Here is an 18716-nt window from a genome sequence, read left to right as displayed (position 1 = left end):
GAGGCTAATATGTCTTCACAATCGCAATACTATGTGCCGGAACAAAGTAAGCTTCCAATATTTGCATCGCTTGGCTTAGCCACTACCGTTTGGGGATTGGCAAGCTGGCTCAATGGCGGTGAATACGGAACCACCATACTGTTTGTCGGATTTCTGATTTTTGCGTTGGTTTTGTGGTGTTGGTTTCACGCCGTGATCGGCGAAAACATTGCCGGTCTCGCCAATGATCAATTACAGCGTTCTTATGTGTGGGGCATGGGCTGGTTTATTTTCAGCGAAGTTATGTTTTTTGCCGCGTTCTTCGGCGCCTTATTCTATGTACGAACCTTCGCCCTGCCCTGGCTGTCGGGAGATGGCACCCACGACAGTTTTACCAACACCATTCTCTGGCCCGGTTTTGAGCACCAATGGCCACTGCTAACAACCCCCGACGCCGCTGCCAATGGCGACAACGCCTTAAAATTAGGGCCCGAACAAAGCATGAGCTTGTCTGCTGCGCCATCGATTTGGTCGTGGCTTCCGTTTTGGAATACTGCGGTATTACTGACTTCAAGCGTTACGGTACACATTGCTCACACCGCACTTAAAAATTCGAATCGAAAAAGTTTTCATTTGTGGCTGGGCATTACGGTATGTTTAGGGATTATATTTTTGATCCTGCAAGCCGAAGAATACATAGAAGCGTATCACCATATGGGCTTAACCCTCAGCTCTGGTATTTACGGCGCCACCTTCTTTATGTTGACAGGTTTTCACGGTGCACACGTTGCTTTGGGAACTTTTATGCTGTTGGTGATGTTTTTAAGGGCAGTTCTAAAAAACCATTTTAAAAGTGACGATTGTTTTGGATTTGAGGCCGCAAGCTGGTATTGGCACTTTGTTGATGTCGTTTGGTTATGTTTGTTTATTTTTGTATACGTATTAGGTTAATAACCTTCAAATTTTAATTACAAATATCACAATTAAAAATTGTTATAAAAAGTAGGGAACGTATTTTTGGATTTTAATAGTAATAATTATTCTAAATACAAATTTGACTAATTGTTCTTAAATGATTTATATACGCTTGCAATTATTTTGATAACGCAAATTGGCGGCTAAATTGATAGGAGTAAATTTGTACTTAAATCAAAATCGAATTAATTAATGCCTTTTTGCTGATATTCCCATGGCGCCGTTGGCGTAATTTTTCCGCTGTAGAAGGCGTAAAACGTTAAACACAACAAAGCAGCAGCAACCGTTACACGAAAACCCAAGGCATAGAGTGTTCGTTTTTTATTCGCTTCTTGCCGGTCGACCAACAAGCAATACAGAGCACGAGCTAAACTTAGAACCACTAAAACTAACAAAAGAATAATTAGAAATTTAATTATCATAATTTAGTAACCATTTTTAATATTATTAATCACTAAATAATTGACACGTATTATTCAACTTCAAAATAACACACGTACAAACGTGAATTTTTAAATTAGTAAAATTTTAAGCTGTAAAAAGTTGTATTACACAGAGCCAAATACACAAAGGTGTCTTAAAATTACACAGACTGATTTTGAAGACTCCAATTTGATCTGCGACAAATACAACCACTGATAAACCCAATCAAAAAATATGGATGTATAAAATTATTATTAACTTATATAAGCGATGCTGATAAATCGCAAATTTTTTGTTTTACATAATTTACTACCTATGCGTATGGACACCAAATTGAAAACTTTTTGACTCACCAACCGTAGACCTGGATTATGAATATTATTGGCAGCCTGTCAGTCAGGCAAATACATTGGACAATCGACGTAAAAGCGGCAATTTTATTTGGTTTATTCTTTTTGTTATTTCTCACATTGGGCGTTTGGCAGTTAGATCGAGCAGCGGATAAACGCGCAATCAGCCAGCAGAAATTACAGTATGCGCAATTTGAACCGATTGATTTGCTATCCCTTAAACACACACCGGCAGAATTTCAATCTGTCTCACTCAAAGGCGAATTTGATATTCACAATATTTGGTTCTTGAAGAATCAAATCATCAAAGGCGAATACGGCTACGATCTACTGATACCGTTCAATACCGTTCAGGGCGAAACCCTGTTGGTGAACTTGGGTTGGGTAGATGGTACGTCGAGTCGACCGCCAGAGATCAACCACAACCAACTCATACACCTTCTCGATATGCCGTCGATTTTTGGCAACGCAAGAAAGCCGATGGACCTGCCTTTTGTAGAAAATATTTTCCAAAATGTCGGAAATGATTCTATATTAGAAATTACTCCAGAGAGTTTTCCTTATTCGGGTATGGAATCAAGTTGGTACTTACAAATTTCTCCCGACCACCCAGCTGCATTGAGAACTCACTGGCAAGACAAATCAATAAAAGCATCTAAGCATATTGGTTACGCAATACAGTGGTTTGCAATGGCGATTACTCTGGCTTTTGCATTTCTGTTAACCAATAGCGATCTCGCACAGAGGTGGCAGCGTGGAAATAACAAATAATAATGTTTTACCGAAACACACGGCACAAACCCGAGGACGGCTGACAGGCATTTTCTTAGTCATTACCTTTGCCGCTCCTATGTTAATCGCCTACTGGATTTACCACACAGGCATGGGCATACCGGATGCCACGGTCAACAAAGGGACTTTGTTGTTCCCGGCAACCGACATCAGTTCACTGATGGCGAAAGACTCACAAGGCAATACCGCAGCTGTTGCAGACAAAAGCAGTAAGTTGTGGCGCATGATTATCCCCATAGACAATCAATGCGACGAAGCTTGCGCCGAAAATATTTACACAACCCGACAAGTTCACAAACGGCTGGCAAAAGAAAGCCATCGAATTGAGCGGTTTTTGTTACAGATTAATGACAGCCATATTGATTTAGACCCCGGCTTTATTCGCACGCTAGAAATTGAAGATCCGGGGTTAGCTATTGCTCAAGTGAACCAATCGCTGTGGATGAATTTATTCTCAGATACCAACGCGTTAAATTCATCAAAAACTCCGTCCATCATTTTGGTAGATCAAGAAGGTTTCGCCATGATGATATACAACCAAGATCATTCCGGTAATGATTTGTTAACCGATTTATCTCGACTGCTTAAATACTCTTACGAGTAGACCGTTCAGTTAAAAGCTGACCAAAATAGACCATACACACCTAACCGATTGATTCTAGAAACTGTCACGAAATTAAAATGCACATTTCTGACAGTGTTCTAGAATGAATATGAGAAAATAAGAATATAAAGGGTGTCTTATGAATTCTGCTCCGATTACGTCGATACACACGCAATCTAAGATCCCAGCAACACTGCACAACAACACGCACACTCATTCAGATTCAACAAACAGCACCGGTTTTACTTTAGCTCAGTGTTATAAAATGCTAGCGCTAGCGGCTTTTTTATTGGCGTTTGTGGTTGTTGGCCTCGGTGCTTATACACGTTTGGTTCACGCCGGTTTAGGCTGCCCAGATTGGCCGGGATGCTACGGCCATTTAACCTGGCCGACCAGCCAACAAGAAATTTCTGCCGCCGAAGCAAAATTCCCAGAAACTCCCGTCGAACTCGATAAAACCTGGCCAGAGATGGTGCATCGGTATTTCGCCGGAACACTGGGCTTATTGGTGCTTGCCATTGTTACCGTGAGCGTACTCAACAAAAAATCCAACGCTAAATCCCAGCAACCGATTAAATTACCTTTTTTAATTTTAGCGATTGTCATTGTGCAAGCCGCATTTGGTATGTGGACAGTCACCTTAAAACTGTGGCCACAGGTGGTAACGCTGCATTTATTAGGCGGCTTTACTACTCTGGCATTGCTGGGTTTATTAAATATAAAACTCAACCAAGAGCGATTGTTTAAACATTTTTCCAATTACCCTGCCAGTGATTTACCACAACAGCCCAACGTAAAAATCATCAAAAGATTATCGATTATTTGTTTGCTGTTGGTTGTGACACAAATTAGCTTGGGCGGTTGGACTGCAGCAAATTACGCAGCACTTCCGTGCCATGATTTTCCAACCTGCCAAGGCACACTCTGGCCAACAATGGATTTTAAATCCGGTTTTAATATTACCCAAACCATCGGCCCGAACTACTTAGGTGGCCAATTGGATGGCCCTTCTCGTACAGCCATACACATGAGTCATCGCATAGGTGCGGGATTAGTTTTTCTTTTTTGCATTCCTCTTATTATTTTACTGTACCGACAACCGTTTCTTAAAAGCAGTGCTGTTATTTTATTGTCGGCACTGACAATTCAAATTGCGCTTGGTATTTCAAATGTGGTGTTTATCACACCATTACCCGTGGCGATACTCCATAATTTGTTCGGCGTCATTTTATTGTTGTCTCTTATTTTTTGCCTGTCGCACTTACTGTATTTTAAAAAATTCAATTTACAATCGATTCAGTCTGATAAAAATTTATCACCACGCAGTTAACAATAATAATTAAATTCCTTTTTAGGAGCCTGGTATGAAATCTAAGGCACTTGCGACCCAATCTTACAATGTCTCGGTAAGCTGGCGCGATTATTACGCACTATGCAAACCCAACGTTGTTATCGTTATGTTAATGACAAGTTTAATTGGCATGCTGCTGGCAGAAGATTATTTGTCGGATTTATCCATTATATTCTGGGGAAACCTTGGCATTGGTTTAAGTGCGGCCAGCGCTGCTGCTATTAATCATATTGTTGATCGCGAGATCGACCAAAAAATGTCGCGCACCAAAAAACGACCCGTCGCTACCGGCCGCGTTCCAATACACCGGGCAATTATTTTTGCGTTCTTGCTCGGCATTATTGGTCAGTCGGTGTTGTTTGTTTTTGTTAATTCGCTCACTGCGTGGCTTACCCTTGCTTCATTGGTGGGTTACGCGTTGATATATACATTATTTCTAAAAAGAGCCACACCGCAGAACATTGTTATTGGCGGCATTGCTGGTGCGGCTCCACCACTGTTGGGTTGGGTTGCCGTCACAGGTTCCATTCATCCAGACGCCTTGTTGTTAGTGCTGATTATTTTTGCTTGGACACCTCCACACTTTTGGGCGCTGGCGGTTTACAAAAAAGACGACTACGCCAAAGCTGGAGTTCCCATGTTGCCGGTAACCCATGGCATTCAATACACAAAACTGCATATTGTGTTGTATTCGTTTATTTTATTGGCCGTCACCTTACTGCCATTTTGCACGGGCATGTTTTCTTGGATTTATTTGTTCTCGGCCACCACACTTGGTGTGATGTTTATTTACAAAAGCGTGCGCACGTATTTTTCGTCAGACATTAATTTAGCATTGAATACGTTTAAATTTTCCATCACGTATTTATTGTTGTTGTTTGCCGCCATGCTTTTTGATCACTTTATGCTGTAATAAACCGTTTGACCCATTTATTTTCCGAAGGCATTTTTATGGCTAAACCACTCACCCAAAACGCAAACGATTTTGCGGCAGATGACAGAGTAGTGAAAAATAAGCGCGGTATTTTTATGACCGTTGCTGGTATCGTATTTTTTATATTTTTAGTGTTTTTGTTGTTTTTAAATAAACTGTTTACCCAGCCGCCACAAACTCAATTACAGCTTACCTTAGATGGTGTTCGGGTATTAAACGAACCCAGACCATTGCAAGAGGTTAATTTAATAAACCAAGATAACGCTGCTTTTTCTAATACGGCCTTTGAAAAAAATTGGAACCTGGTGTTTTTTGGATTTACCCACTGTCCGCACATTTGCCCAATGGCGCTCAATGAAATTAATCGAGCCTACAAAGGTTTGCCACAAGAAATTCAGTCACAAACCAACGTTTATTTAATTACGGTTGATCCCGAACGAGACAGCCCCGAAAAGCTAGCGAGTTACGTAAGTAATTTTAATCAGGAATTTTCCGGTTTAACGGGGGATTTTGTGACACTAAAATCTTTCGCCGAAAGCTTGTACGTTCCGTTTTTTAAAATTCGTGAAGATGCGCTGGCTCCCGCCGACGAACACGCACATCACCATCATATGATGGAAGACGCCGAACCCACCTACGACATTAATCACGGCAGCCAAGTGGTTATCATTAATCCTAACGGCGATTACCACGGCTATTATTTCTCACCCGTAAAAGCCGACGTTATCGCAAACTCGCTGCCGTCGATTGTGGCGAACTTTAACAGGAATACCGGACTCACCAACTAACGCTGTCACGCAGTTGGATTTAACTGCTTACTGGTTACTTAAACTGATAGGGCCGTGGAATGCCTTCGGGCTGGCGGCGGTAGCGTTTGTATTCCCATTGGTATTGCTCAGGCGCTCGGTGAACACACAATTCTACCGAGCAATTCAAACCCAGCAACGCTTCATCGGGATTTTTGGAGTAAATGAGCGGATCGGGCTCCATAAAAATGACACGAAACCCAGAATCAATGCGTTTCGCAAACGCCATGATTACCGCAGAATTGGTTTTTTGTTGCAGCTGGCGAATCAGCGTCATGGTTAAGGCGGGCTTGCCAAAGAAGTCAGCAAAATCACCGCCACCATCCAACGGCAATTGATCGGGAAGCACACCGATAATTTCGTTGTTTTTCAACGCCTTCATTAATTGCATAACGCCGCGTTTATCGGTGGGCGCCATAACCATATTTTTGCTGCGCGCGCCTTTGATCATGTCGTCCATTGCCCGCAATTGCACGGGTTGATACATGCAGGTAATTACCGGGCAAACAATGCCCAAATATCGACCCAGCACTTCCCAGTTACCCAGGTGTGGCGCCAGCAAGATAACACCGCGATCTTCGGCCAGCAGTTCATCGAGACGTTCTTTGTTTTCGGTTTCTGTCACCGAGTTCATCAACCACTGATCGTCATTGAGCCAAACCTTTCCCATTTCTGAGAAGGTTTGCGAAGACTGAATCACACTCTCTCGGGCGAGCGCGGTTTGCTCCAAAGCGGATAATTCTTTAAACGCGTAACCGATATTTTCTTTGGTCACTTTCGCTGCGCTGGCATTAAAAGACCACAACAGTTTGCCCACAAAACGGCCGAGGCCACGGGCTTGGCGAAAAGGCAAAAACGACAGCGCTTTCATTAACGAAACGGCCAGACGCCCTTTCACGTCAAACTTAGCCTCTTGATTGCGGGCATCTTTTCGACGGGAACTACGCCCTTTACTGTCTTTATTTGTCGCGGGCCGCTCGGCCATAGTGCTTCACCTTCTCGCATTCGATGGCGCGAAGACTAACTCAAATAGTGGAACTGACTCAAATTTCAGCGAATTTTCAAAACTTTAACGGCCAAATCTGACCCAGGTTTTGATTTCATCGATGGTCTAAATTAATCTTAGAATGGTTAAATTTTCTTTTTATTTCAATGCATTACGTAAGCTCAGCTTTACCGTTGCTTGGGTTTTACCACAATTGCCAACTCAATCGCTCATTTGCGGATCATTTGCCGGGTGAGAAATTGCCGAGACACGTCTATAATCCGCCCTCGACTTTTAAGCCGTTAATTTTATTTTTGGAGCGAGCATAACCGTGGCCGAATCCACTCCCGCGTCCGGGCCCGACGTCAGCACCTTTCAAGGGCTCATTTTCGCATTACAGCAGTACTGGGCCGAACAGGGCTGCGTAATTTTACAACCCTTGGATATGGAAGTCGGCGCAGGCACCTTCCATCCGGCAACTGTTTTGCGCGCTCTTGGCCCAGAAACCTGGAACGCAGCCTACGTGCAACCAAGCCGTCGCCCTACCGATGGCCGCTTTGGTGAGAACCCAAATCGGTTGCAGCACTACTACCAGTTCCAGGTAGTGATGAAACCATCGCCTAAGAATATCCAAGAATTGTATTTAAATTCTCTCAAGCACTTGGGCATTGATCCCCTCGTTCACGACATTCGTTTCGTGGAAGACAACTGGGAATCACCCACGCTTGGCGCCTGGGGTTTGGGATGGGAAGTGTGGCTCAACGGTATGGAAGTCACTCAGTTTACCTATTTCCAAGCCGTCGGCGGCATCGAATGCTACCCGGTAACCGGTGAAATCACTTACGGTCTTGAGCGTATCGCCATGTATTTGCAAGGCGCCGATACCGTTTACGACCTTGTTTGGGCGAAAGATCCAAACGGTGAGATCGTGACTTATGGCGATGTATTCCACCAAAATGAAGTGGAAATGTCGCATTTTAACTACGAAGAAGCCGACGTTCCGTTCTTGTTCCAATGCTTCGATAAGTACGAAAGCGAAAGTAAGCGCCTGGTTGAAAAAGGCTTGCCGCTACCGGCTTACGAGATGGTCATGAAAGCCTCGCACACGTTTAACCTGTTGGATGCCCGCCACGCGATTTCCGTAACCGAACGTCAGCGCTACATTTTGCGCGTTCGAACGCTTGCCCGCGCGGTTGCCCAAGCTTATTTTGATCGCCGCCGCGCACTGGGTTTCCCATTAGCGCCGGAAGATTTACGCAACGAAGTATTAGCCGCCTGTGAAGCTCAAGACGCCGCGGGAGACAAATCATGAGTCAAGATTTTCTAGTAGAACTCGGCACCGAAGAGCTGCCACCAAAAGCCCTTAAATCACTGTCGAATGCCTTCACCAGTGGAATCGAATCTGGCCTGAAAAGCGCCGATCTCTCCTTTGAAGGCATCAAAGCCTACGCCGCCCCGCGTCGTTTGGCGGTATTGGTAACTGGTCTTGCCGAAACCACGCCAAAGAAAGAAAGCTTAATGTTTGGCCCACCAGCGAAAATCGCTTTTGACGCCGAAGGCAAGCCCACCAAAGCCGCAGAAGCGTTCGCGAAAAAGAACGGTCTGAACATCGACGAATTAAGCACGCAAAATGACGGTAAAGTCGAGAAACTGGCGTTTACTCAAATTTCTGGTGGCGAGAAAACCACGGAATTACTGACCGATATCGTCAGCCAATCCCTTGCACAATTACCGATTCCAAAGCGCATGCGCTGGGGCGCTACACGCACGGAGTTCGTTCGTCCGGTGCACTGGTTAGTGATGTTGTTTGGCAACGACGTGGTTGAAGGTGAAGTATTGGGATTGAAATCTGGTCGTGAAACTCGCGGTCACCGCTTCCATTACAACCAAACTTTGGCGATTAACACTCCAAGTGAGTATGCACTCACTCTCTCTGAAACCGCTTTCGTACAAGCTGATTTCGAAATTCGTCAAGCCGACATTCGCAAACAAGTTGAAGCTGAGGCTGAAAAAATCGGCGGTATTGCCGTTATTGAAGACGACCTTCTCGACGAAGTAACCGCCTTGGTTGAATGGCCCGTTGCGCTCACCGGTAAGTTTGATGAATCCTTCTTGGAAGTACCGGCCGAAGCCCTGATTTCTTCCATGTCGGAACACCAGAAGTATTTCCACGTGGTGGATAAAAACGGCAAATTGCTGCCCAACTTTATCACTGTAGCCAACATCGTCAGCCAAAACCCAGAAGCGGTTATTGACGGTAACGAGCGCGTGATTCGCCCACGTTTGGCCGATGCCGCCTTCTTCTTTGAAACCGACAAAAAACACACCCTTGATGACTACCGCGAGCGCCTGAAAAACATCGTTTTCCAAGCCAAGCTTGGCACCGTGTTCGAAAAGACCGAACGCATTGCCGGCCTTGCCAAAGCCATCGCAGAAAAATTGGGTCACAACGGCGAACAAGCCGCCCGCGCTGGTAGCCTCTCAAAGAGTGATTTGGCCTCGGAAATGGTGCTCGAATTCGACAAAATGCAAGGCATTGCTGGTCGTTACTACGCGCTGAATCAAGGTGAAGCACCGGAAGTTGCCGAAGCCTTGGCCGAGCAGTATCTACCGAAATTTGCAGGCGATAAATTACCGGCATCAAACATTGGTACCGTCGTTGCGCTGGCCGATCGCCTAGACACCTTAGTAGGCATCTTTGGTATTGGCGAACAGCCTACCGGTTCGAAAGACCCATTTGCTTTACGTCGTGCCAGTGTTGCCGTGTTGCGCTTGTTGATCGAAAACAAGATCAGCCTAGATTTGGCCGAGCTGCTTGAATTGGCCATCAGCCAATACCCAGAACTGCCAAAATCCGACGGCTTGAGCACCACCGTGCTTAACTACATGATTGAGCGCTTAAAAGCCTGGTACGAAGACGCCGACATCAGCGCCGAGATTTTCCAATCGGTGAGTGCCAAGAACTTATCCACACCGACCGATATCGACGCGCGCATTGCTGCGGTTGCTGAGTTCTCTAAACTCGATGCTGCCGCCTCACTTGCCGCTGCCAACAAGCGTGTATCCAATATTTTGGCCAAGCAAGACAGCGAACCCGGTGCGCTTTCCCAAGCACACCTAGTGGAAGCTGCCGAGAAAGACCTCGCTCAAGCGGTTGAGTCGATCTCTGCTGAAGTCACTCCGTTGTTTGCCGACAGCCAATACGCGCAGGCGTTAACGGCGTTATCTAAATTGCGCGAGCCTGTGGATGCGTTTTTTGATCAGGTTATGGTAATGGCCGAAGACGAGACGTTGCGCAATAACCGTCTAGCCTTACTAAAAGAGCTTCGAGCCCTATTCTTAGAAGTGGCCGATATTTCTTACCTTGTTCCGGCAAAAGCTTAAGCACTGATCATCTGGACATCCTTATGCGCCTTGTAGTCTTCAATCGCGACGGCTTGCTGAATGAGCCAACCGACAACGGTATCACTCAGCTGTCCGATTGGAGACCCATTACCGGCGCCATTGAAGCCTTGGCAAAGCTCAGCCAAGCTGGATTTACACTTGTGGTTGCCAACAATCAGCCAGAAATTGCTGAAGGCAAATTGGAGCTTGATACACTCGAAGCCATCCACACACGCTTAAACGAGTTAGTAGAAAATCGCGGTGGTACTATTTCAGCAATTTTCTACTGCCCGCACTCAGAAGACAGTCAATGCCCTTGCCGCAAGCCAAACACCGGCTTGATCGATGCCATTGAGTTGGAATTCTCAGTGCCAGCAACCGATATGTTGCTCGTGACCAATACCCACGACGACATTGAGCTTGCGCAAAAAGTCGGTGCCCAAGCTTTTTGGATTCGCACCGCAAACACAGAATCAGATTCAGCAGTAGAAACCTTTCCTGACGTTCGCCAAGCTGTAGATCATATTATCTGTCACTATTAATTCATCCGTGGACCGATAATTTAGCATTCTCTGAACACACGTTAACAACCACAGAACCAGTTTAGGTTTATGATAAATTTTTTACGCGCCGTTTTATTTCACATTGTTTATGCGCTTTCAGCGTTTGTATTCGGCACCTTTTCGGTAACGCTTTATTATGTGTTCCCGAAAAGCCGTGCCCAAATCATTATTAATCGCTGGAATTTTTTCGTTGTTTTTGCGGCAAAAACAATTTGTGGAATTAAATATCAAATAGACGGTGAATTACCTGACAACACAAAACGTTACGTTGTGATGGCAAAGCATCAAAGCGCGTGGGAAACATTTTTTCTGCAAACGTTATTTGAACCCGCCAGTACCATTTTAAAACACGAATTATTAAAAATTCCGTTTTTTGGTTGGGGCCTTGGTCGACTCGATCCCGTCGCCATTGATCGCGCCAACCCTATTCAAGCACTGAAACAAGTTAAGCAACTAGGCACCCAGTGTGTCGCCTCTGGCAGAAACTTAATTGTTTTTCCCGAAGGTACACGAGTCGAACCAAAAACCGCCGGCAAATACGCACGCAGCGGCGCCGAAATTGCACTCGCCACCAACGCCGAAATTATTCCCGTGGCTCACAATGCAGGCAGTTATTGGATTAATAAAGAATTCAGCAAAATTCCAGGAACCGTTTCTGTCATTATTGGCGAGCCAATTTCAACAGAAGGAAAGACCTCTCGCGAAGTAACTGAGGAAGTTAGAGCTTGGATTGAAGCGCAACAGGAGCGGATTGAAAGTTAGATTTTAGTTAACACGATAAAACAATAAGCGCTACAATTTAATTTAGATTTAATTGAACTCGCAGCGCTTATTAGACCGACGATAATTCCTGCCAAAATATTCATATTTCATCAGAAATTCTTAACAAACTCTAAGCTGAATCACACTCACCAAACTAGCTTGATGCGACACCGGTATTTTTATCGCCTAAATCTTTGCTCACGGATTTTTCATCACCAATACGATTCTTATAATTTAAGAAATAAGTGAGCACACCAACATAAGTTATTAGCGCTACTGTGAGTAAAATGGAGGCGGGAGAAAATAATGTCCAGCCGAATAGGGATACATGAACCAACAGTAATAAAATCGCTGATGCAGCATTGGCAATCATTAGCTGGTTTTTGAATACAGCGGCATTTTTCGAGCTAAGGCTGGCTAGCATACAAAGAACATACGGCAGCCAAAAACTCACGGCTGAGCTGGTATGCAATATCAAGGAACTGATTGCAGCGACGATAATGCTCAGTGGCGCGCCCCACACTACCGCTGCCCACAACGGGTTTACAAAGTCTTGATGTTTTCTTTTTAACAGCCAGATATTCACTCCGGTGACACAAATCATGGTTAGGCACATGCCTAATACGAAGTACAAAAGCTTTACGCTAAAACCGAAAAATAAACCGAAGTGCAAACGATAAGTTGAGAAGCCAATTTGTTTACCAACACTGCCATTGAGATAATCGTCTGAGCCCAAGTAATTACCGTTGACATCAAAGCGGTAAACCTCGGAATACAAAAAGCGATTGGCTTGTTGAATATAAAGCTCTACAAATTGGCTGTCGGTGCCACTGTCGTGAACTACCGCAAACAACTTTTGACCCGAATCTATTTCTGAGGCGGCATCAATGATTTTTTCGAGTTGTATGTATTTGGGTTGTTCTGTGAGTTTGGGTTCTTCACCGAACACTTCAGTAATGACTGCTTGTCGATCTCCGTCGTATTCGAATTGGGCAAAGCTTGCCAACAGTAAACCAATAAAACCAAAATAAGCGCCGGTAATGGCAAGCATTAAATAAAACGGTGCGCCCCACACACTCAAGCGATTGTGCAAATCGGTTTCATACAAACGTGCACTGTTTTGTTTGCGCCATTTAAACGCGTCTTTAATAATGTTTGGGTGCGATAGAAAACCCGAAATAATTAACGCGGTCAGTAGAATCCCCATCAAACTGACCACATAAATACCGATGGCCGAAGGAAGATGTAAATAGGTGTGTAAATGACTTAATAAGTCAGCAAAATAAGTGTACGCAGATGCGTCTGGTTCGCCGCTTTCATTTAAATACCAACCTTCTTTTTCACTGGCAATTTTGTAACGCGGCAACGACTCCGACGGAAACACAAGATACATGTGTTCCGTGACTTTTTGAGAGTCGTTTAAAGCCTCGTTGAAACTCTTTTCGATGGCAGAGATTGGCGGCAGTTGCGTTTCTTGCGCTAAGGGTTGTTCCCAGCGTTCGATATCATCTTTAAAAACTGCAAGGCTGCCACTGATGCAAACTAAATAAAGTAGAGCCGCTATAAATAAACCTAATGTGGAGTGACTGACAGCGCAGGTTTTAACAAAGTTTGCCGGTGGATTTGCCATAATTTTTAAGCATTAAATAATTAAATTAATTGAACACAAGCTGGCTGCAGTGAACATAATGATTGATGGCTGAATGAGAGACTTCTTACCGTAACTCCAAACACACAGGCCACCCCACAATAGCGGTAAGGCAATAATCCCAAACGCTAGGCGATTAGCGGATTCCCAAGGCAGCATTTGAATCATTAGGGTAACAATAAAAATGCTGGCAATGCCCGCCAATAAAACACCTACAATAAATTTTAAAAAGTATCGATACACTTTTTTAGGGTCAGGATGGTTATTGCGCCATTGCGTTTCTTTGAGTTTTAAATCTTTTTCAGAAAAGTTATGACCGACAATAATTGCCCAGGAAATTACCGCAATGCTAAATAATCCCAGTGCGATACCAAACTCGTAGCCAACACCTTCGCACCATAAAAGAATCCCTAACACTTCTAAGATGATGCCCAACGAGGTAAATAGACTTTTTATTTTAACCAGGCCTCTCCATGCCATGTAGAAACACGAGATGCCAACCAATTGCGTAATTAAGCCAACCAAAACCCATGCGTTCATAAGAAATCCAATAATTAGAAGTTGTACGTCACTTTAGCGACCGCGGTCCGTCTTACACCGGGGAAGCAATCGCCACGGGTTAAACAAGAGGTTAAATATTCTTTGTCTTCCAGGTTTCTCACGTTCAATGTTACGTCCCAATTTGGGAATTCATAACCAATCATGAAATCCGCCAAGGTGTAACTGGGTGTTACGTATTTTAATAATTCAGGATTTGTATCTTGATTAATCAACGTTTCGGCAACGGATTCACCGAAGTATCGAACACCAAGACCGGCTTTAAAACCTGTTAAATTGCCGAAGGTTGGCTTCCAGGTCACCCAAGCGCTGGCTTGTTTTTCGGCCACGGCTTGCAGGGCAAAATCGTTCGGGTCCCTTGCATTTAACAGTGATGCAGCCAGTTGCCAATAGAAGTCACCCCAATAACCCCTCCCCTCTAGTTCAACACCTTTGATGCTGGCTTCGCCTTGCTGTTGCCCAGCGGAAACCGGCGTTGCATTCGGGTTCGGTAAGTTAGTAATTTTTATGTCGTAAGCGGCGAGCGTCACTAATGATTTACCATCATTACTGGCATATTTCACGCCGACTTCGTACTGTTCTGCTTCTTCGGGTTCTAGCTGATTGCCATCACTGTCAATGCCAACAACGGTTTCGAATGATTCCGAATAGTTGATGTAGGGTGAAAGTCCGTTTTCAAATCGATACAGTGCTCCAACACTGGTAGAAATGGCATCGTCGCTTTGCGTGCGTGTGCCATCTTCATTGTCGACTTCGTCGGATCGAAGACCAAGGGTGAAGCGCCACTGATTCCACGATATCTGGTCAGAAATATAGAAACCAATGTCTTCAACGGTTTGCTCTGGTCGATCCACTAATGCCGCATCGAAAGCTGCTTGATCTGGAAACAAGCCGTTATAAACCGGGTTTGCCAAATCCAATACAAAATCAAAGTTACCTTGCGCTATACCGGCAGCAGCAATAAATGAGCGACTGTCATCGGTCGCTACGTCTTGATACTGAACACCGGCTAAGACTTCGTGGGTTAAGTCTCCGGTGGTGAAATCAAATAAGAAACGCACATCTACTGCCGCTTGATCGAAGGTATTTGTGGTTTGGAAGAAAGTTCTCGCGACCGTACTTGGCGTGGCAACTGGTGCACCGATAATTTGATTGAGGTAACGGCTGTTGCCAGCACCGGTAAACGTCGGCCAAGCCTGTTGATAATCGACCTCACCGGAACGGTACAATGCGGTCGCTTCGACACCCAACCAAGCGTTAATTTGGTGCTTCGCTAAAAAGCTCACTTGATCGGATTCAGAGTCGTAGCGATCAAACCCTGGAACACCGATAAAAACGTCTGGATCGATAAATCCAACACCTTCTATCGGGAACAGCGTTCCTTCAACCGGCACGAACTGCGCTGCTGTAACGCTGTCGGTTTTATGAAACTCATAAGTGGCAGTAAATTCAGTATTGTCGTTTGGCTTGTAGGTTACCGACGGCAGAAACACGAAGGTATCGTCGTTAACAAAATCTACCTGGGTATCGGATTCGCGACCGTAGGCAACAAAGCGACCTAACCATTTGCCGTCGTCGTCCAATTTACCGTTAAAATCCAAACCACCGGCAACGCGATCATTGTTGCCCACTTCGGTAAAGATTTCTCGAAAGGTATCTTCTTTAGGCGTTTTCGACACGCCGTTAACGATGCCGCCGGGCGTCCCTTGCCCATAAAGTACCGATGCCGGTCCCTTTAATATTTCTACTTGCTCAAGCACGTAGGTTTCGACACGGGTGGTATTAAAGCTGCCGAATAATTCCTGAATAGAATCGCGATAACGAGGAATGGCCACACCGCGCGAATAAATGGTGTCGCCGCGAGTGGCGTAGCCAAAGGCTTCACCGGATACACCCGCTGAATAGGTCGCCACCTGAGATAAATTCAGTGCGCCTTTTTCCAAAAAGTTGGCGGCGGTTTCAATCGATACCGAACGCGAAGTTTCCACCACAGGAATACGTGACTTGGTTGCACCAAACTCGGTAAGCTTACCAATGACGTTCACTTCTTCGATGACGTCTTGGTTTTGCTGGGCATAAACGGAACATGGCAACAACAAAGACAGCGTTAAAGAAGAAAGGCAAAAGGATAAATTGTTTCTGGAACTCATTGGTAACACTTAATTTTTCAAACAAAGATGTAAATAATAATAATTCTCATTAATGTTTAGTTCAAGTAAATTACTGTAAATCGCCTAAAATCCGTCCATATTTGTACAACGAATAACAAAATCACTGTTAACACGAGGCAACGGGCACTGTCGGCTGACAATTTGCCTGTGGATAACCAGGGCCGGTGATCATCAAAATAACCCCGTAAATATCAGTGACGGCTCATAAGGATTGGCAGCAATGGCGCACATCTCAGTTGTGGATTGGTGGGTGATTGGCACTTACCTATTTGGCTTAATGGCAATGGCGGTGTGGCTGTCGCGCACACAAGAAGACCGCGCCGATTATTACGTCGGTGGTCGCGCCATTGGCCCTTGGCCGGTGGCGATTTCAATATTGGCAACCCAGTGCTCGACCAACAGCATTTTAGGCGCACCTGCGTTTGTCGCCTTCGCCGCCGGCGGTGGTTTGGTGTGGTTGCAGTATGAATTAGCCCTACCGTTGGCAATGATTGGCCTGATGCTGGTTTTGATGCCCATGCTGCGGCAATTAAAGCTGGTATCTGTGTATGAATTTATCGAGCACCGCTACGATTTAAAAACTCGGTTATTGCTCAGTGGTTTGTTTTTATGGGTGCGTGCGTTTGCCACCGCCGTTACCGTCTACAGCATTGCCATTGTTGTCGATCTCATCACTGGAATTGGCTTTTTTTGGTCGGTGGTCATTCTGGGGGTGTTTACGGTTGTTTACGATGTCTTTGGCGGCATTAAGGGTGTTATCTACAGCGATGTCATCCAAATGCTGATTTTGGTGGCCGTGTTGGTGATTTTATTTTTTATTCTCTTAACCGACTCAGGCGGCTTCACACAATTAATTCACACCGTGCCCGAAGAACGTTTAAACGCCTTGGATTTTGCACACCACGGGTTCGGAGACGGCCAGACCTTTGCCTTTTGGCCGATGTTATTTGGCGGTTTATTTTTGTATTTGGCTTATTACGGGTGTGATCAAAGCCAGGTACAACGAGAATTGAGTACCAAAAATATTGATACCACCAATCAATCCTTATTGATTAACGGTTTACTGCGCTTTCCGCTGGTGTTGTTGTACTGTTTTGTCGGCGTCGGCATTGCGGTGTTTGCGGTAAATAATCCCGAATTTTTAAATCTTTTACCCACCACCGAAAACGGAACACCGCAATACAATTTAGCCGTTCCCGCGTTTATGATTTCTGAGTTGCCCATCGGTTTAGTTGGCTTAGGCTTGGTGGCTTTATTTGCCGCGGCGATGTCGTCGTTGGATTCAGTATTAAATTCCTTAAGCGCAACCACCATGGAAGACTTTGTTGTTCGCTTTCGCTCCTCGCCATTAAGTCATCAGCAAGAACTTTGGCTATCTCGCTTGATTACTGTTATTTGGGGAATCATCACCTTAACCATGGCGTTTTTTGTCGGTGATATTGCACCAACGGTATTAGAGGCAATCAACAAAATTGGCTCGTTGGCGAACGGCTCTATTCTCGCGGTATTTACCGGTGCACTCGTATTTAAAAATCGTCACGGTTTATTCGCATGTTTTGGTTTGGTATTGGGAATTATCGTCAACGGCATGCTGTGGCAATTGGCTCCGGATATTTCCTGGCTGTGGTGGAACCCGCTCGGCTTTTTTGTGACTCTGGGAGTTATTTCGCTTGGGCATTATTCGTCGGTTTTCAAACTCGAATTTAATCCTTCAAATTCTGGTCAAATAACCTTGATAAGCTCTCAAGACATTTTAAATGATCATGCCAATATCAATTGGTATGTACAAAGTGTGTGGTTAATCGCTTGGTTTTTTGCATTACTTGGTTTACTTTGGATTTTATGACAACGACCTCTTCCAGCGTTAACAACAGGAGATCATAACTCGTGGATAAATTTGAAAAAATTGGCTACGTTTTATTGGGATTGATAGCCGTTTTGTATCTCGTCGCCTTGGTTATTGGAATGGTTGCCGCGTTTCCGTTTGGCATTATTGGATTGATTGTTCTAACCGGAATTGGCGTGTTATTTATCAAAGTCGTTAAAGACCGATTAAATAACAAAGAAGACGATTACTACTCTAAAAACGTGGACAAGTAATGATTATTACCACTCAAGATGAATTATCCGGTTACGACATTATTGAGACCTTAGGGCTGGTGCGCGGAAATACCATTCGAGCGCGTCATATCGGTAAAGATATTCTCGCCGGTCTACGCACCTTGGTGGGTGGAGAAATTCAAGAGTACACAAAGATGATGGCCGAGGCGCGCGAGCAGTCGGTGGATAGAATGGTAGCTCAGGCCAAAATTTTAAATGCCGATGCCATTGTTTGTATGCGCTTTGTTACTTCGCCGGTTATGCAAGGTGCCGCAGAATTGTTGGCCTACGGCACCGCAGTAAAAATTATGCCAAAGCGAAGTTATTAAAT

18 protein-coding genes are annotated in these 18716 nt (G+C 44.7%); 13 read left to right on the top strand and 5 right to left on the bottom strand.

What is annotated here, in order from left to right; genetic code table 11:
• Positions 1-9 precede the first annotated feature (9 nt).
• A complete protein-coding gene (locus LU361_RS07080) occupies positions 10-930 on the top strand; it encodes a cytochrome c oxidase subunit 3 (RefSeq protein WP_233088123.1) in 921 nt (306 codons plus the stop codon).
• A 209-nt stretch (positions 931-1139) separates the two neighbouring features.
• Here the strand turns inward: LU361_RS07080 and LU361_RS07075 are convergent, their stop codons facing one another.
• On the bottom strand, positions 1140-1376 hold the full coding sequence (locus LU361_RS07075) for a DUF2909 domain-containing protein (RefSeq protein ID WP_233088122.1): 237 nt from the start codon (positions 1374-1376) through the stop codon (positions 1140-1142).
• A 372-nt stretch (positions 1377-1748) separates the two neighbouring features.
• On the opposite strand from LU361_RS07075, the gene LU361_RS07070 reads away from it, so the two are divergent.
• The 5 genes from LU361_RS07070 (at position 1749) to LU361_RS07050 (ending at position 6196) form a co-directional block, all read left to right on the top strand.
• Positions 1749-2498, top strand: coding sequence for an SURF1 family protein (locus LU361_RS07070; RefSeq protein ID WP_233088121.1), 750 nt, complete (start codon positions 1749-1751; stop codon positions 2496-2498).
• Positions 2482-3123 (top strand): redox-active disulfide-containing membrane protein, encoded by a 642-nt coding sequence (locus LU361_RS07065; protein ID WP_233088120.1) that lies wholly within the window; start codon positions 2482-2484, stop codon positions 3121-3123. The genes LU361_RS07070 and LU361_RS07065 overlap by 17 nt, the downstream gene beginning before the upstream one ends.
• Before the next feature lie 139 nt (positions 3124-3262).
• Positions 3263-4453 (top strand): COX15/CtaA family protein, encoded by a 1191-nt coding sequence (locus tag LU361_RS07060; RefSeq protein ID WP_233088119.1) that lies wholly within the window; start codon positions 3263-3265, stop codon positions 4451-4453.
• 34 nt (positions 4454-4487) lie between these two features.
• A complete protein-coding gene (cyoE, locus tag LU361_RS07055) occupies positions 4488-5387 on the top strand; it encodes a heme o synthase (protein ID WP_233088118.1) in 900 nt (299 codons plus the stop codon).
• A gap of 38 nt (positions 5388-5425) precedes the next feature.
• On the top strand, positions 5426-6196 hold the full coding sequence (locus tag LU361_RS07050) for an SCO family protein (RefSeq protein WP_233088117.1): 771 nt from the start codon (positions 5426-5428) through the stop codon (positions 6194-6196).
• Between the two features lie 34 nt (positions 6197-6230).
• Here the strand turns inward: LU361_RS07050 and LU361_RS07045 are convergent, their stop codons facing one another.
• The gene (locus LU361_RS07045) at positions 6231-7199 is read right to left on the bottom strand and encodes a lysophospholipid acyltransferase family protein (RefSeq protein ID WP_233088116.1); all 969 of its coding nucleotides are present in this window, start codon (positions 7197-7199) and stop codon (positions 6231-6233) included.
• A gap of 331 nt (positions 7200-7530) precedes the next feature.
• On the opposite strand from LU361_RS07045, the gene glyQ reads away from it, so the two are divergent.
• The 4 genes from glyQ to LU361_RS07025 all read left to right on the top strand — a co-directional run bounded on the left by glyQ (position 7531) and on the right by LU361_RS07025 (position 11908).
• Positions 7531-8511 carry a glycine--tRNA ligase subunit alpha gene (glyQ, locus tag LU361_RS07040; RefSeq protein WP_233088115.1) on the top strand — a complete coding sequence of 327 codons (981 nt, stop codon included), beginning with the start codon at positions 7531-7533 and terminating at the stop codon, positions 8509-8511.
• The gene (glyS, locus tag LU361_RS07035) at positions 8508-10583 is read left to right on the top strand and encodes a glycine--tRNA ligase subunit beta (protein ID WP_233088114.1); all 2076 of its coding nucleotides are present in this window, start codon (positions 8508-8510) and stop codon (positions 10581-10583) included. Before glyQ ends, glyS begins: the two co-directional genes overlap by 4 nt.
• Before the next feature lie 23 nt (positions 10584-10606).
• Positions 10607-11125: a D-glycero-alpha-D-manno-heptose-1,7-bisphosphate 7-phosphatase gene (locus LU361_RS07030; protein ID WP_233088113.1), complete on the top strand. Its 519-nt coding sequence runs from the start codon at positions 10607-10609 to the stop codon at positions 11123-11125.
• Positions 11126-11194: 69 nt separating this feature from the next.
• The gene (locus tag LU361_RS07025; protein WP_233088112.1) at positions 11195-11908 is read left to right on the top strand and encodes a lysophospholipid acyltransferase family protein; all 714 of its coding nucleotides are present in this window, start codon (positions 11195-11197) and stop codon (positions 11906-11908) included.
• Between the two features lie 154 nt (positions 11909-12062).
• Here LU361_RS07025 and LU361_RS07020 read toward each other — a convergent pair whose 3' ends face one another.
• Genes LU361_RS07020 through LU361_RS07010 form a run of 3 tightly spaced genes read right to left on the bottom strand, consistent with a single transcriptional unit; the run spans position 12063 to position 16264 of the window.
• Positions 12063-13538 carry a PepSY-associated TM helix domain-containing protein gene (locus tag LU361_RS07020; RefSeq protein ID WP_233088111.1) on the bottom strand — a complete coding sequence of 492 codons (1476 nt, stop codon included), beginning with the start codon at positions 13536-13538 and terminating at the stop codon, positions 12063-12065.
• A gap of 12 nt (positions 13539-13550) precedes the next feature.
• Positions 13551-14096, bottom strand: a complete 546-nt coding sequence (locus LU361_RS07015; RefSeq protein ID WP_233088110.1) for a hypothetical protein — start codon at positions 14094-14096, stop codon at positions 13551-13553.
• Positions 14097-14110: 14 nt separating this feature from the next.
• Complete coding sequence (locus LU361_RS07010; RefSeq protein WP_233088109.1) at positions 14111-16264, bottom strand: TonB-dependent siderophore receptor; 2154 nt, start codon at positions 16262-16264, stop codon at positions 14111-14113.
• A gap of 241 nt (positions 16265-16505) precedes the next feature.
• Here LU361_RS07010 and LU361_RS07005 point away from each other — a divergent pair, with 241 nt between their 5' ends.
• From LU361_RS07005 to LU361_RS06995, 3 genes are read left to right on the top strand one after another with little or no spacing between them, the layout of a single operon-like run.
• Positions 16506-18131 carry a sodium:solute symporter family protein gene (locus tag LU361_RS07005; protein WP_233088108.1) on the top strand — a complete coding sequence of 542 codons (1626 nt, stop codon included), beginning with the start codon at positions 16506-16508 and terminating at the stop codon, positions 18129-18131.
• 41 nt (positions 18132-18172) lie between these two features.
• Positions 18173-18385 (top strand): hypothetical protein, encoded by a 213-nt coding sequence (locus LU361_RS07000; RefSeq protein ID WP_233088107.1) that lies wholly within the window; start codon positions 18173-18175, stop codon positions 18383-18385.
• Entirely contained in the window at positions 18385-18714 is a 330-nt protein-coding gene (locus tag LU361_RS06995; protein ID WP_233088106.1) for a YbjQ family protein, read from the top strand. Before LU361_RS07000 ends, LU361_RS06995 begins: the two co-directional genes overlap by 1 nt.
• Positions 18715-18716 lie beyond the last annotated feature (2 nt).

The organism is Sessilibacter corallicola (assembly GCF_021290925.1).
Lineage (GTDB): Bacteria > Pseudomonadota > Gammaproteobacteria > Pseudomonadales > Cellvibrionaceae > Sessilibacter > Sessilibacter corallicola.
Note: the sequence above shows the minus strand (reverse complement) of the source record. Positions and strands in the feature narration are given on the sequence as shown.